The organism is Arenimonas donghaensis DSM 18148 = HO3-R19, from assembly GCF_000743535.1.
Taxonomy (GTDB): domain Bacteria; phylum Pseudomonadota; class Gammaproteobacteria; order Xanthomonadales; family Xanthomonadaceae; genus Arenimonas; species Arenimonas donghaensis.
Map to the genome: position 1 here is coordinate 23,453 of NZ_AVCJ01000051.1, position 13,631 is coordinate 37,083.

Sequence of the window (13,631 nt, forward strand, 5' to 3'; positions counted from 1 at the left end):
GCCGCGACTCAGGCCGGCCAGAGCCTCCCGGCGGCCAGCAGCAGCAGCGACATCACCAGCAGTGCCAGGCCGGCCACCGGCAGCAGCATCAGCGTCGGGATTCCCAGCACGGCCAGCGCCAGCGCCCAGGCCAGCGGATCGGCCAGGCTGCGCCGCGGCGTGGTGGCGCTGCCGGCGGCCAGCAGGGCGTCCAGGCTGAGCCGGCCGGCGCCGTGGAAAACCAGCGGCAGCAGCATGGCCGCGAACAGCAGCGGCAGCTTGAAGTTGCCGAAGCCCTTGTCACTGATCGCGTAGCCGCGCCAGAGCTCGGAAAGGCTGCCCCAGTCCGCCGGCCAATGCACCGACACGGTAGCCACGGCGGTCAGCACCAGCAGCGCGAAGGCGAAAAAGCGGGTGCCCAGGCCAAGCAGGAGGGCGACGGCACCGACCAGTTCGGCCCAGGTCGCCAGGGTCCAGCTCAGGTCGACCGGCACGAGGTCGAGCGGCGTCGGGAACTTGTCCTGGATGCCGGCGAACCAGTTTTCGCCGCGCAGTTTTTGCATGCCCGCTTCCCAGAACTCCCAGGCCAGCAGCAGGCGCAGGCCCAGCGGCGCCAGCCAGCGACCGGTGCCCTCCAGGCGTTCGGTCAGCGCCAGCCAGCGGGTGCTTGCATCGTGGCTCATCAGGAAATCTCCGTATCGGGTTGGACGCCCAGCAGCACGCCATCGGCGCGTAGCTGGTCAAGCATGTGGCTGCCTTGGCGAATGAAAGCCTCGTGGTCCGGCGCTGCCGCTTCCACGGCCAGGGCCTCGAGCTGCTGCCGGCCGCTGAGCCCGGGCTGTTCCGACAGCCGCTGCAGCAGCCGGAAGGTCAGCGGGCTCAGGGCGTGGAAGTGGACCCGCAGGTCAGCGCCCCGGCGCACCAGCAGCAAGGTCGGCGTGGGCGGCGGCTCGGTCGGCAGCTTGCCCGGCGACAGGCGGTGCACCGGCCAGGTGTAGGCCAGCGGCCAGGCCAGGGGTGAAACGACCGGCTTGCCGGCGAGCAGATCGCCGTCGGCATCGTGTGGCGTCGCCTGGTCGCTGGCCTCGCTCAGGTCCAACGCCAGTTCGACCCATTCGTAGTGCGCCAGCTCGACCAGCCAGGGCGGGTCGGCCTGGCCAGGGTCGTCGCGTTCCTGCAGGTATTGGATGAACTCGCGCGGCAGTTCCGGGAACAGCGGCGTCGTGCAGCGATGGTCGCGATAGAAATCGCGCACCAGGGCATGCCAGGCCGAGTCCCCCAGCAACGTCCGGATGACCGGGAAGTTGGCGGCCAGCAGGCCCTGCAGGCTGTTGTAGAACAGGTCGCGGTAGATCTTCAGGCGGCGGTCTTCGATGCCGGGCGGCGGCGCCTCGACGTCGGGGTCGCGCACGTGCGCGGCCAGGCGCGCTTGCTGCGCGCGCAGGGTTTCAGGCGCGGGCATGGCGGCCGGTTGCGGGGGCGTGGCCTGCCAGCACGTCGCGCACCTGGGCCAGTTCAGCGACCAGTTCGGCGTACGGCGGGATGTTGAAGTCGCGTTCGAGCAGGGTCGGTCGCGGCCCGAAGCGCCGGCAGGCGTCGTCGAGCAGGGCGAACACGTCGGGCTTCACCGCCGCGCCGTGGGTGTCCACCTTCAGGTCGTCGGCCTCGTCGTAGTGGCCGGCGATATGGAAATAGGCGATGCGCCCGCCGGGCAGGCCGTCGAGGAAGGCCTGCGGGTCGTAGCGGTGGTTGATGGCGTTGACGTAGACGTTGTTGACGTCGAGCAACAGCTCGCAGTCGGCTTCGGCCAGCACCCCGATGATGAAGTCGAGTTCCGGCATCGCCTGGTAGGGCGCGGCGTAATAGGAGATGTTTTCGACAGCGATACGCCGCCCCAGCGCGTCCTGCACCTGGCGGATGCGGCCGGCGACATGGTTCACGGCCTCTTCGGTGAAAGGGATGGGCAGCAGGTCGTAGAGCTGGCCATCGTCGCTGCAGTAGCTCAGGTGCTCACTGAATACCGGCACCCGGTGTTCGTCCAGGAAGCGCCGCAGCTTGCGCAGGTAGGTGTCGTCGAAGGGATCGGTCGAACCCAGCGACAGCGACAGGCCGTGGCAAACCAGCGGATGTCGTGCGCTGAGCTCGCGCAGGGCGGCGCCGAAACGCCCCCCCACGCCAATCCAATTGTCCGGCGCACACTCCAGGAAGTCGAAATCCCCCGCCGGCGCGGCCTGCAGCGGACCCAGCAGGGCCCGTCGCAGGCCCAGGCCTACGGCAGTCGTCGGCAATGTGCGCGTGGACGTCATGCCTGGCTCAGGCGTTGCCGCCGCACTTGCCTTCCTCGCCCTTTTCGTCGCCGGCGTGGTCGGAGCCGCACTTGCCTTCACCGCACTTGCCTTCCTCGCCCTTCTCGCCTGCCTTGTCGGCGCCACACTTGCCTTCACCGCACTTGCCTTCTTCGGCCTTGTCGGAACCGCACTTGCCTTCGCCGCACTTGCCTTCTTCGGCCTTGTCGGAGCCGCACTTGCCTTCGCCACACTTGCCCTCCTCGCCCTTGTGGTCGTCCGCGGCGGCGAGCAGGTAGCCCTGGGCCAGGGTGTCCATGGCGAAGGCGGAGGTGGACAGGGCCATCGAGCCGAGCAGCGCGGCGCTGGCGGCGAGGACGACGGGTTTCAGGGTCTTCTTGGACATGGTGTGGCTCCCTCGTTGGGTTGCTTGCAGTGGTGCGGGCGGGCCCGCGGGTTTAATCCTGAAGGTATTCGCGCGCCAGTGCACGCGCGCGGTGCAGGCGCGCCTTGCTGGCTTCGCGGGTGAGGCCCAGCGCGTCGGCCAGTTCGCCGATGGTCAGTCCCTGCACATCGCGCAGCAGGATGATCTCGCGATAGTGGGCGGGTAGTGATTCCAGCGCGGCGGCCAGGTCGCTCGCCAGTCCGGCGGGCGCCTGGGCGCAGGGGCCCGCGATGTCTTCGGTAAGCGGCTCCTGGCGCAGTTGCCGCCAGCCGCGCTTCATGCGGTTGCACTCGCGCTTGACGATGCGGAAGAGCCAGGAGGTGAAGGACTCGAGCTGGCGCAGGTCGGCCAGCTTTCGCGACGCGGTGAACAGCGACTCCTGCACGGCGTCCTCGACGTCGTTCACCACGCAATGGTGTTCGGCGTAGCGGCGCAGGTCCTGGCGCGAGCGGGTAAGCACGCGTTCCAGGGCCAGGCAGTCACCGGCGCGCGCCGCCAGCAGGTCGTCCTGCCAGGGATGGGCAACGGGGACGGGCGTGCCGGGCATCGCGGCCTTCATGGATGGGTTCACCGTTATGGTCATACCCTCCAAGTGGCGAGGCCCGGGTGAAAGGGTGCGCGGCCCGCCGAAGGCATTCAGGTGGCGTTTAGGTTCCCGTGGGTGCCGGCCCAGGTGCGACGTGCCGCGGAAGCCCCAGTGAAACCAGCGCCGCCATCAGGATGAACACCGACGACACCGCCAGGCAGGCGGCCAGTCCCCAGGCCTGGTAGACCGCGCCCGAGAGCACGGTGCCAAGCAGGCGGCCGCCGGCATTGGCCATGTAATAAAAGCCCACGTCCAGCGATACGCCGTCTTCGCGGGCGTAGCTGACGATCAGGTAGCTGTGCAGGGCCGAATTGAGCGCGAACAGCACCCCAAAGACCAGCAGCCCGGTCACCACGACCGTTTGGGCCGGCCAGCCGGCCCAGAGCGCCGCCGCCATGGCCGCTGCCACGCCGGCCAGGGGCAAGGCCCAGGCAAAGCCGGCCCGGCCGTCGGGGACGGGCCCGCTGCGCAGTCCGGTGATGGCCGGCGCCAGCGCCTGCACGGCGCCGTAGCCGATGATCCACAGCGCGAGGAATGCGCCGATCTCGGCATGCGGCCAGCCCAGCCGCTCGGCCAGGAAAACCGGCAGCGCCACCACGAACCAGACGTCGCGGGCACCGAACAGGAACAACCGCGCCGCCGACAGCCGGTTGATGGCCGGGCTCTTGGACAGCAGTTCCCGGAACTTCGGCCGGGCGCTGGCGCGACCCAGGTCGGCCTGCAGGAACACCAGGCTGCCAATCCACACCAGCGCCAGCATTGCCGCCATGGCCAGGACGGCGCCGCCGAATCCCAGCCAGGCCAGCAGCAGCGCACCCAGGAAGAAGCCCACGCCCTTGAGCGCGTTCTTCGAGCCGGTGAGCAGCGCCACCCAGCGATACAGGCGTGCCTGCTGGTCACCCGGCACCAGCAGCTTGATGCTGCCCTTGGCGCTCATCTTGTTCAGGTCCTTGGCGATGCCGCTCAGCGCCTGCGCCGCCATGACCCAGGGCACGGCGAGCAGGGCCGCGGGCACGGCCAGCATCGCGAGCGCGCCGACCTGCAACACCAGCCCCAGGTTCATCGTCCGGTTCAGGCCCAGGCGGGCGCCCAGCCAGCCGCCGACGAGGTTGGTGACCACGCCGAAAAATTCGTAGAACACAAACAGCATCGCCACCTGCAGCGGTGAATAGCCCAGCTGGTGGAAGTGCAGCACCACCAGCATGCGCAGTGCGCCGTCGGTCAGGGTGAAGGCCCAGTAGTTGGCCGTCACCAGCAGGTACTGGCGGGTCAGCGGATTCATCCGCCGGTGCCGACCTTGTGCGCCAGTTCGACCGTGCGGTTGGCGTAGCCCCATTCGTTGTCATACCAGGCGAAGACCTTCACCTGGGTGCCGGCGACGACCATCGTGAAGGGGCCGTCGACGATGCTGCTGCGCGGGTCGGTGCGGTAGTCGATCGACACCAGGGGCCGCGTCTCGAAGCCCAGGATGCCCTTGAGCGGGCCCTCGGCGGCCGCCTTGAGCAGTGCGTTCACTTCCTCGACCGTGGTTTCGCGCTTCACTTCGAACACCGCGTCGGTCAGCGAGGCGTTGGCCAGCGGCACCCGCACGGCGTGGCCGTTTAGTCGACCCTTGAGCTCCGGGAAGATTTCGGTGATGGCGGTGGCCGAACCGGTGGTGGTGGGGATCAGGCTCATGCCGCAGGCGCGGGCGCGGCGCAGGTCCTTGTGCGGCTGGTCGAGGATGGACTGGGTATTGGTGAGGTCGTGCACGGTGGTGATGCTGCCGTGGCGGATGCCCAGGCCTTCGTGGATGACCTTGACGATGGGCGCCAGGCAGTTGGTGGTGCAGCTGGCGGCGGTGACGATGCGGTGTTGTGCCGGGTCGTAGCGGTGGTCGTTGACGCCCATCACCACGTTGAGCACGCCGGCTTCCTTCACCGGCGCGGTGACCACCACGCGCTTCACGCCCTGGTCCAGGTAGGCCTGCAGCACGGCAGTGGTCTTCATCTTGCCGCTGGCTTCGATCACCACGTCGCAACCCGACCAGTCGGTATCGGCGATGGTCTTGTTGCGGGTGACGGGGATGCGCTGGCCATCGATCACGAGGGCGTCGCCATCCGCCAGGGCTTCGTGCGACCAGCGTCCATGGACCGAGTCGAAGTTCAGCAGGTGGGCGAGGGTGGTGGCGTCGCCGGCCGGGTCGTTGACCTGGACGAAGCGCAGGTCGGGCCGGTCGAAGGCTGCACGAAGGGCGAGGCGACCGATGCGGCCGAAGCCATTGATGCCGATGCGAAGGCTCATGCGGATTTTTTCCTTGGGGCGCAGCGGGAGGCATCGCCACCGCAGCAGTTTTCGGTGAGGTAGGCGACCAGGCCCTGCACGGCGTCGAGGTCGGCGCGATAGCGGATGTGGCGGCCACTGGGCTCGGCTTCGACCAGCCCGGCCTGCAGCAGTGCCTTGAGGTGGAAGGACAGGGTGGTGGTCGGCAGGTCCAGGTGTTCGGCGATTTCACCGGCGAAGGCGCCGTCCGGCGCGCGTTCCACCAGCCAGCGATGCACGGCCAGCCGGTGCGGCTGGGCAAGCGCGGAGAGGGCGGCCAGGGCCTGTTTCGTTTTCATTGTTCTAGAATAGTCGAACTATGTGACACTTCAAAGTCAGGCTGCGACGCCGGCTAGAATCGCGGCGATGCGCGCCCAACTCTTCCTGGTCTTCCTGCGGCTGGGCCTGACCTCCTTCGGTGGACCGATCGCCCACCTGGGCTATTTCCGCGAGGAGTTCGTGGCCCGGCGGCGCTGGCTGTCGGAGGCCGAATTCGCCCAGCTGCTGGCGATCTGCCAGGCACTGCCCGGGCCCGCCAGCAGCCAGCTTGGTTTCGCCGTGGGCCTGCTGCGTGCAGGCTGGGCCGGCGGGCTGTTGGCTTTCCTGGGTTTTACCCTGCCCTCGGCCCTGCTGCTTTTCGGCTTCGCGATTGTCGCGCCGAGCGTCGATGCCGGGCTGATGGCGCCCCTGGTGCACGGCCTGAAGCTGGTCGCCGTGGTGGTCGTGGCGCATGGCCTGGTCGGGATGGCGCGCAGCCTGGTGCCGGACGGGCCGCGGGCGCTGCTGGCGGTGCTGGCGCTGGGCGTGATGCTGGCCGGTGGGCCGGCCTGGCACCAGCTGGCGGTGATCGCCGCCGGCGGGGTCCTGGGCATATGGCTTTGCCGCGGCGTCGCGAACCTGCCCGCGGGCACGCTACGAACGCGCCACTCGGCGCGCACCGGCGGCTGGCTGCTGGGCCTGTTCGCGGTCGGGCTGGCGACGGCCCTGTCGGTCGCCGATGAGAGCGCGTCGGCGCTGGCGCTGACGGCAGCGTTCTACGAAGCCGGCGCCCTGGTTTTCGGCGGTGGCCACGTGGTGTTGCCCTTGCTTGAGCAGTCCACGGTCGCCACCGGCTGGCTGGGCGAAGACGCGTTCCTGGCCGGCTACGGTGCCGCGCAGGCCGTGCCGGGGCCGATGTTTGCCTTGGCGGCGTACCTCGGTGCCCTGGTGCCGACCGGGATGACGCCGGGAGTCGGCGCCACCCTGGCCCTGATGGCGATCTTCCTGCCGGGCCTGATCCTGGTGGCGGCGCTGCTGCCACTGTGGTCCGGGTTGGCGGCGCGACCCGGGGCCGCGGCGGTGGTCGCCGGCGTCAATGCAGTCGTCGTTGGCCTGTTGGCGGCGGCGTTCGTGGGCACCGTGCTGCCTGCCGGCGTACAGGGCGCCGGCGATGCCGTGATCGCGATCGCCGGTCTGGCGCTGCTGGCGGTGGCCAGGTGGAACGTGCTCTGGGTGGTGGCCATCGTCGTGGCCACCATCCTGTTGCTTCACGCTTCCGTGGGTTCGTCCTTGTAGGCATCGATCGGGATGCAGGCGCACATCACGTTCTTGTCGCCGTAGACGTTGTCCACGCGGGCCACCGGCGGCCAGTACTTCTGCTGGCGCAGGGTGGCCAGGGGGAAGGCGGCGAGTTCGCGCGGATAGGCGTGGGTCCACTCGCTGGCCGACACCGCGGTGGCGGTGTGCGGCGCGTTGCGCAGCGGGTTGTCCTCGCGGTCGAGCTTGCCTTCCTCGACGGCGCGGATTTCGTCGCGGATCTGGATCATGGCGTCGATGAAGCGATCGAGTTCGTGCAGCGACTCGCTCTCGGTCGGCTCCACCATCAGCGTGCCGGCGACCGGGAAGCTCAGCGTCGGGGCATGGAAGCCGAAGTCGATCAGGCGCTTGGCGACGTCTTCGGCGCTGATGCCGGTGGCGTCCTTGATCGGGCGCAGGTCCAGGATGCACTCGTGCGCGACCAGGCCATTGCGGCCGGTGTAGAGCGTCTTGTAGTGCGGCGCCAGGCGCTTGGCGATGTAGTTGGCGTTGAGCAGGGCGACCTGGGTGGCCTTGCGCAGGCCGACGGCGCCCATGAGTGTGATGTACATCCAGCTGATCGGCAGGATCGATGCCGAACCGAAGGTCGCGGCCGAGACCATGCCGACCTCGCCCCGGCCGCCGAGCGACTTGGGCAGGAACGGCGCCAGGTGCGCCTTCACCGCGCAGGGACCCACGCCGGGGCCGCCGCCGCCGTGCGGGATGCAGAAGGTCTTGTGCAGGTTCAGGTGGCTGACGTCCGAGCCCCACTTGCCGGGCTTGGCCAGGCCGACGATGGCGTTCATGTTGGCGCCATCGGTATAAACCTGGCCGCCGTGCTGGTGCACGATGTCGCAGATCTCGACCACGTCTTCCTCGAACACGCCGTGGGTGGACGGGTAGGTGACCATCAGGGCCGCCAGGCGGTCGGAATATTTCTCGGCGTTTCGGCGGATGTCGGCGACGTCGACGTTGCCGTTGGCGTCGCACTTGGTCACCACCACGGTCATGCCGCACATCTGCGCCGAGGCCGGGTTGGTGCCGTGCGCGGATTCCGGGATCAGGCAGATGTCGCGCTGCGGCTGGCCATTGGCGCGGTGGTAGGCGCGGATCGCCAGCAGGCCGGCGTATTCGCCCTGGGCGCCGGAGTTGGGCTGCAGGCTGACGGCGTCGTAGCCGGTGCACTCGACCAGCATGGCTTCGAGCGTATCGACCAGCTCGCGGTAGCCGGTGGTCTGGTCGGCCGGCGCCAGCGGATGGATGTTGGCGAACTCGGGCCAGGTCACCGGGATCATTTCGGCGGTGCCATTGAGCTTCATCGTGCAGCTGCCCAGCGGGATCATGGTGCGATCCATCGCCAGGTCCTTGTCGGCCAGCGAGCGCATGTAGCGCAGCAGCTCGTGTTCGCTGTGGTGGGTATTGAACACCGGGTGCAGCATGAACTCGGATTCGCGGCGCAGCGACGCCGGCAGCGCGTCGGCGGTGACGGCATCGAGTTCGTCGATGTCGTCGATGCGGGCGCCAAAGAGCTTGGCCAGCGCCAGCACGTCGGCGCGGGTGCTGGTTTCGTCCAGGCTGATCGCCAGGCTGCGGCCGTCGATGCGGCGCAGGTTGATGCGCGCCGCCGCGGCGCGGGCGTGCACCGCATCGGCGTCGACGCCGGTCACGTGCAGGGTGTCGAAGAAACCGGTGCCGACCTCGACGTCGGCCTTGCGCAGCGCGCCCGCCAGCAGGGCGGCCAGGCGATGGGTGCGCATCGCGATGCGACGGATGCCCTCGGGGCCGTGGTAAACGGCGTACATCGAGGCCATCACCGCCAGCAGCACCTGGGCGGTGCAGATGTTGGACGTGGCCTTCTCGCGGCGGATGTGCTGCTCACGGGTCTGCAGCGTGAGGCGGTAGGCCGGCTGGCCTTCGACGTCGATGGAGACGCCGATCAGGCGGCCCGGCATCGAGCGCTTGAAGGCATCCTTGCAGGCCATGAAGGCCGCGTGCGGACCACCAAAACCGTAAGGCACGCCGAAACGCTGGGTATTGCCGACGACGATGTCGGCACCCCATTCGCCCGGCGGCACCAGCAGGGCCAGGGCCAGCAGGTCGGTGGCCACGCAGACCAGGCCGCCGCGGCCGTGCACGGTATCGGCCAGGGCGCGGTAGTCGTTGGCGTGGCCGAAGGTGTCCGGGTACTGCAGCAGCACGCCGAAAGCATCGACGGCGGCCAGTTCGGCGTCCCCGGCGATGGCCAGCTCGATGCCCAGCGGTTCGGCGCGCGTGCGCAGCACTTCCAGGGTCTGCGGGTGCACGCCGCTGGAGACCGCGAAGATGTTCGACTTGGACTTGCCCGAGCGCTTGGCCAGGGTCATCGCCTCGGCGGCGGCGGTGGCTTCGTCGAGCAGGGAGGCGTTGGCGATCTCCATGCCGGTGAGGTCGGCGCACATGGTCTGGAAGTTGATCAGCGCTTCCATGCGGCCTTGGGAGATTTCCGCCTGGTAGGGGGTGTAGGCGGTGTACCAGGCCGGGTTCTCGAGGATGTTGCGCAGGATGACGTTCGGCGTGTGGGTGCCGTAGTAGCCCTGTCCGATGAAGCTGCGGAAGACCTGGTTCTTGCTGGCGACCTGGCGGATCTTGGCGATCGCCTCGACTTCGGAGATGGGCTCGGGCAGGGCCAGCGGCGTCGCCGACCGGATGCTCGCCGGGACGATGGCGTCGGTCAGCGACTCGAGCGAGTCGTGGCCGATGGTCCGGAGCATGTGCGCGACCTCGGCGTCGTTGGGGCCGATGTGGCGTTCGAGGAAGGCGTCGTGGTGTTCGAGCTGGCGCAGGCTGTCGCGATTCATGGCGGATCCGGACATGGGAAGGGGCCGTGCAAGCCGCACGGGGCGCCCCTCTGTCCTTTTGCCTGAGAGTTTTGGCCCGCGCTGCCGCGTGCCATGCCCCTTCGGCGCCGGTTGGTTCCGGTCTCTCCAGAGTCGCTCGCGCGGTACGGTTCCGGGTCCTGAGCGATTACGGGCGTTACGCCTTCGGCGCTGGCCGCAGCCAGCCTCTCCCATACCGCGCATCGAGCCCGGGCATTCTAACCGAAGGCAGTGAAACCGGGGTCATGGCCCGGGTCCGGTTTCCAGGTCCCGGGGCTTGACACGGGGTGGTGCCGGGGAATATGGTTGGTACACGCAACTAAATGACCCGTCCCATGGCAAGCACCGCCAACACCAAGCTGATGCAGGACGCCCGCAGCCTCCACGCCGCCGTGGCCGAGCTGGTGCGCATCTACCAGGTCCGCGACCGTGACCGCATCTGCTGCCACGACATCTCGGTCACCCAGTGCCATGCCCTGGAATCGCTGGTGAAGCGTGGCGCGATGCGTGCCCAGGCCATGGCCGAGGTCCTGAGGCTGGACAAGAGCACCGTCACCCGCGTGGTCGACGCCCTGGTGCGCAAGGCCTACGTCGAGCGCCTGCCCGACCCCGACGATGCCCGGGCCCAGTCGCTGCGCATCACGCCGGCAGGCCGCGCCCTGTACAAGCGCATCGAAGACGAGATGGTGCAGCAGCAGGCAGCGCTGCTGGGCGACCTGGCCCCCGAAGTCCGGGCCGGCGCCACCGAACTGATCCAGCGCCTGGCCAAGGCCGCCGAACAGCGTTTCGTCGCAGGGGCCTGCGCCCCATCCACCTGCGCCCCGGGCGACACCGGCCCGGGCTGCGGCTGAGTTTTTTTGCCCATCTAGTTGCTACTACCAATTACATCCCGGTCCGGGAGTCCAGAGGAGATCGTCATGAACACCCCGCTTCCCGTTGTCATCATCGGCGCCGGCCCGGTTGGCCTGGCCGCCGCGGCCCATCTGCTTTCGCGCGGCCTGGAGCCGCTGCTGCTCGAGGCGGGTGATTCCGTCGGCGCCGGCATGCAGCGCTGGGCGCACGTGCGCATGTTTTCGCCCTGGGAGTTCACCATCGACAGCCAGGCCCGCGCCCTGCTGGCCGCAAGCGGCTGGAAGGAACCCGATCCCGCCGATTTCCCGACCGGCGGCGAAGTGGTCGACCAGTATCTGCGCCCCCTGGCCGCCACCCCGGAGATCGCGCCGCGGCTGCGCCTGGGGGCGCGCGCGCTGGGCGTGGCCCGTCACCGGCGTGACCTGATGAAGGACGCCGGACGCGAAAGGCAGCCCTACGTCGTGCAGTACCGGGACGCCAGCGGAGAGCACGAGGTGCTGGCCCAGGCCGTGATCGACGCCTCGGGCACCATTGAGCACCCGAACACGCTGGGTGCCTCCGGCTTGCCGGCGCTGGGCGAGCGCGCGCTGGGCGGCCGCATCAGCTACGGCATTCCCGATGTGGTCGGCAGCGAGCGCGGTCGCTACGCAGGCAAGCGCGTGCTGGTGGTGGGCAGCGGCCACTCGGCCTTCAACGTGCTCAAGGACCTGGCACGCCTGTCCACGCAGTCGCCCGGCATGCACGTGCACTGGGCGCTGCGTCGCTCCTCGCTGGCACGCGTTCTGGGTGGCGGCGACAACGACCAACTCAAGGAACGCGGCCGGCTCGGCCAGGACATCGCCCGGCTCGTGGGCCAGGGCATGCTGACCGTGCATACCGGCATCGAGATCGACACGCTCGAAAACACCCCCTCGGGCATCGTCGCAAAGGCCGGAGGACGAAACCTGCCCGCCGTGGATGAAATCATTGCGGCCACCGGCTTCCGCCCGGACCTGTCGCTGCTGTCGGAGGTGCGTCTGTCGGTGCACGCGGGCACGCAAAGCCCGACCGCGCTGGCCCCGCTGATCGACCCGAACCAGCACAGTTGCGGCAGCGTTCGCCCGCACGGCGCCGAGGAGCTACGCCACCCCGATGACGGCATCTACATCGTCGGCATGAAGAGCTACGGTCGCGCGCCGACCTTCCTGCTGCTGACCGGCTACGAACAGGTACGCTCGGTTACCGCCGCCCTGGCCGGTGACTGGGAGGCCGCGCGCCGGGTTGAACTGGTGCTTCCGGAAACCGGCGTCTGCATCACCCAGTTTGCCGATGAAGTCACCGACACCCGTTCGCCGGCGAACGCGGCAGCGGGCTGCTGCGGCGGCGCGCCTGTCCAGGACAGTACGGCCTGCTGCGTCGCCGACGAAAACGCGAAGGCGGCGGGAACGGCGGGCTGCGGCTGTGGGTCCACGAAGCCGGCTGCCCGAGCGAGCGTTCGGCCGGCAAAGGCCGCTGCCAGCTGCTGCGGTTGAAATCATCGTGATGTCGCGAAGTGGCGGCATGGCCGTGTGGTGGCTGGGTCTCGCGCAGTGCGTGGCCTGGGGCGTGCTGTATTACGGCTTCCCTGTCTGGCAACTGCCCCTGCAGGCGCAGTTCGGCGTATCGATGGCCTGGGTGGCGGCGGCGTACTCCGCCGCCCTGCTTGTCGCTGCCCTGGTAGCCCCGCGGGTCGGGCGGGGTTTTGACAGCGGCCATGGCGCGGCGCTGTTCCGGGCCGGGCTGTTGGCAGGCGTGTGTGGCTTGTTGGTACTCGCCGTTTCCCGGCAGCCGGCAGCCCTGCTGCTGGGCTGGGTGGGTGTCGGCACGGGCATGGCGCTCACGCTCTACGAAACGGCGTTCGCGCTCGTGCATCGGGCCATTGCCGACCCGGGGCTGCGGCTGCGTGGGCTGGCGGCGGTGACCGTGATGGGAGGGCTGGCCAGCACCGTGTTCCTGCCGCTGCTGGGCAGCCTTGTCGAACACGCCGACCTGCGGACCTCGTTGCTGGCCGGCGCCGTGGCCGTGCTGGCGGCCGGCTGGCTGGTGGAGCGCAAGGTGCTGCCGGGCCTGCCCGCCGTGCCCGATCGCCTGGCGCCATCGCCGTCGCAGTCGCAGTCGCAGTCGCAGTCGCCGCGCCCGGGCGGTTCGATAGTCGCGCTGGCGACGGTATTCACTTCCGGCACCGTGGCCGCCATGGCCCTGATCACCCTGTTCGTGCCGATGCTTGTTTCGCGTGGCATCGAGCTGGCGCAGGCGGCCCTGGTGCTGGCGGCCTTCGGGGTTGCGCAGTTGCCGGGAAGGATGTGGCTGCTGCGCGGCGGCCGCCTGCCATCGGTCGCCGTGCTCACCGTCTGGCCGATGGTGATGCAGGCCGCCGGGCTTGCCGCCGCGGCCTTCGCGGATTCAATGGCCCTTGCCGGCCTGGGCGTTGCCTTGTTCGGGCTGGGCGCCGGCCTGCACACCCTGGCCCGGCCCTGGCTGGTGCAGGCGCGCTTCGGTGCCGACGCCGGATACAGGAACGGCCAGGTGGCCCTGGGCCAGGGCATCGGACGCGCCCTGACGCCGGTGGTGGCCGCACTGGCGGGTGTCTGGCTGGATCCCCGGTGGATCCTGCTGGGCCTGGCTTTGGTGCTGGTTTCCCTGCTGCCCGTGGCACGTCGGCTGTCGATGCCGCCGATGGCGCCGGCAAACCGGGGCCAGGGTCGACTTCCCGACCCTAGGCCCCCGGAGCCGTCCACAGGCCATTGACTGGCCGT

General features: G+C 69.3%; 13 protein-coding genes and 1 riboswitch. Of the genes, 4 read left to right on the forward strand and 9 right to left on the reverse strand.

Annotated elements, in window-relative coordinates; genetic code table 11:
* Positions 1-8: 8 nt before the first annotated feature.
* From N788_RS13095 to N788_RS13130, 8 genes are all read right to left on the reverse strand, one after another.
* Complete coding sequence (locus tag N788_RS13095) at positions 9-662, reverse strand: HvfX family Cu-binding RiPP maturation protein (protein ID WP_051924662.1); 654 nt, start codon at positions 660-662, stop codon at positions 9-11.
* Complete coding sequence (locus N788_RS13100; RefSeq protein ID WP_034225910.1) at positions 662-1,441, reverse strand: HvfC family RiPP maturation protein; 780 nt, start codon at positions 1,439-1,441, stop codon at positions 662-664. The genes N788_RS13095 and N788_RS13100 overlap by 1 nt, the downstream gene beginning before the upstream one ends.
* On the reverse strand, positions 1,428-2,285 hold the full coding sequence (locus N788_RS13105) for an HvfB family MNIO-type RiPP peptide maturase (protein ID WP_034225915.1): 858 nt from the start codon (positions 2,283-2,285) through the stop codon (positions 1,428-1,430). The genes N788_RS13100 and N788_RS13105 overlap by 14 nt, the downstream gene beginning before the upstream one ends.
* Positions 2,286-2,292: 7 nt before the next feature.
* Entirely contained in the window at positions 2,293-2,670 is a 378-nt protein-coding gene (locus N788_RS13110; RefSeq protein WP_034225919.1) for an HvfA family oxazolone/thioamide-modified RiPP metallophore, read from the reverse strand.
* Positions 2,671-2,722: 52 nt separating this feature from the next.
* The gene (locus N788_RS13115) at positions 2,723-3,280 is read right to left on the reverse strand and encodes an RNA polymerase sigma factor (RefSeq protein ID WP_211250733.1); all 558 of its coding nucleotides are present in this window, start codon (positions 3,278-3,280) and stop codon (positions 2,723-2,725) included.
* A gap of 76 nt (positions 3,281-3,356) precedes the next feature.
* Positions 3,357-4,577 (reverse strand): organoarsenical effux MFS transporter ArsJ, encoded by a 1,221-nt coding sequence (arsJ, locus tag N788_RS13120; protein WP_034225922.1) that lies wholly within the window; start codon positions 4,575-4,577, stop codon positions 3,357-3,359.
* Positions 4,574-5,578 (reverse strand): ArsJ-associated glyceraldehyde-3-phosphate dehydrogenase, encoded by a 1,005-nt coding sequence (locus tag N788_RS13125; protein WP_034225925.1) that lies wholly within the window; start codon positions 5,576-5,578, stop codon positions 4,574-4,576. Before N788_RS13125 ends, arsJ begins: the two co-directional genes overlap by 4 nt.
* The gene (locus tag N788_RS13130; RefSeq protein WP_034225928.1) at positions 5,575-5,895 is read right to left on the reverse strand and encodes an ArsR/SmtB family transcription factor; all 321 of its coding nucleotides are present in this window, start codon (positions 5,893-5,895) and stop codon (positions 5,575-5,577) included. The genes N788_RS13125 and N788_RS13130 overlap by 4 nt, the downstream gene beginning before the upstream one ends.
* A gap of 67 nt (positions 5,896-5,962) precedes the next feature.
* Here N788_RS13130 and chrA point away from each other — a divergent pair, with 67 nt between their 5' ends.
* Positions 5,963-7,150 (forward strand): chromate efflux transporter, encoded by a 1,188-nt coding sequence (gene chrA, locus N788_RS13135; RefSeq protein WP_034225931.1) that lies wholly within the window; start codon positions 5,963-5,965, stop codon positions 7,148-7,150.
* Here chrA and gcvP read toward each other — a convergent pair.
* The gene (gene gcvP / locus N788_RS13140) at positions 7,123-9,987 is read right to left on the reverse strand and encodes an aminomethyl-transferring glycine dehydrogenase (protein WP_034225934.1); all 2,865 of its coding nucleotides are present in this window, start codon (positions 9,985-9,987) and stop codon (positions 7,123-7,125) included. The genes chrA and gcvP overlap by 28 nt on opposite strands.
* A 40-nt stretch (positions 9,988-10,027) precedes the next feature.
* Positions 10,028-10,127: riboswitch (glycine riboswitch) on the reverse strand.
* A 213-nt stretch (positions 10,128-10,340) separates the two neighbouring features.
* Here gcvP and N788_RS13145 point away from each other — a divergent pair.
* The 3 genes from N788_RS13145 to N788_RS13155 all read left to right on the forward strand — a co-directional run bounded on the left by N788_RS13145 (position 10,341) and on the right by N788_RS13155 (position 13,623).
* Positions 10,341-10,856, forward strand: a complete 516-nt coding sequence (locus N788_RS13145) for a MarR family winged helix-turn-helix transcriptional regulator (protein ID WP_034225937.1) — start codon at positions 10,341-10,343, stop codon at positions 10,854-10,856.
* Between the two features lie 66 nt (positions 10,857-10,922).
* Positions 10,923-12,368, forward strand: coding sequence for an FAD-dependent oxidoreductase (locus N788_RS13150; protein ID WP_051924663.1), 1,446 nt, complete (start codon positions 10,923-10,925; stop codon positions 12,366-12,368).
* Positions 12,369-12,378: 10 nt separating this feature from the next.
* Positions 12,379-13,623 (forward strand): MFS transporter, encoded by a 1,245-nt coding sequence (locus tag N788_RS13155; RefSeq protein ID WP_152560496.1) that lies wholly within the window; start codon positions 12,379-12,381, stop codon positions 13,621-13,623.
* Positions 13,624-13,631 lie beyond the last annotated feature (8 nt).